The organism is Oscillibacter sp. KLE 1745, assembly GCF_000469445.2.
GTDB lineage: Bacteria > Bacillota > Clostridia > Oscillospirales > Oscillospiraceae > Oscillibacter > Oscillibacter welbionis.
The window spans coordinates 1-530 of the sequence record NZ_KI271685.1; the positions used below are offsets into that span (position 1 = coordinate 1).

General features: G+C 51.5%; 1 protein-coding gene and 1 pseudogene. Both read right to left on the reverse strand.

The genetic code is table 11. The features are described from left to right. Window positions 1-214, reverse strand: a 214-nt coding sequence (locus tag HMPREF1546_RS03000; protein WP_021751673.1) for a TnpV protein, incomplete at its 3' end; no start/stop codon positions are given. Next, window positions 211-530, reverse strand: a pseudogene (locus tag HMPREF1546_RS03005) (hypothetical protein); the annotation flags it as partial. The pseudogene HMPREF1546_RS03005 and the gene HMPREF1546_RS03000, both read right to left, overlap by 4 nt.

Sequence of the window (530 nt, forward strand, 5' to 3'; positions counted from 1 at the left end):
GCACGATCAGCTCCATGCGGTTTCGTGCCGCTTCGTCAATCTCGGCGCAATGCTCAAAGAGCTTGTCGGATAGCACCAGCTCATTGAACAGTATCGGACGGTGCATTTCCAGATACGCCTTGCGAAGTCTGCCGTAGTGTCCGAGGGGCTTGGTCTTGCGGATAACGATGTTCGGGATAAGATAATCGCCGTTCTGTGTATAAGTGATATTCATGCTGTTTGTACTCCTTTCATCGGCTCTCTCTGCGGTAAACTGCTGACAGGGACGAACACTCCCTTTGCAATATCCTCCGCACGAATAGCGGCTTTCTTGGCTTCGATTTCTGCCTTTTTTCTCCCCTTGATTTTGTCCTCGTATCGCTTCTGCGCTCCGCTGGCTTTCCGCTTTAAGTAGTTCTGATGAAGCCTGTCCTTGCGTTCCTCACGCTTGCGGATTTCCTCTAATTCCTCCGGGGTAAGCTCCGCTTCTCCAAACGCCGGGGGAACGAATCGCCCAACAAAATTGAAGTAAATCTCGACCTCCTGTGTGG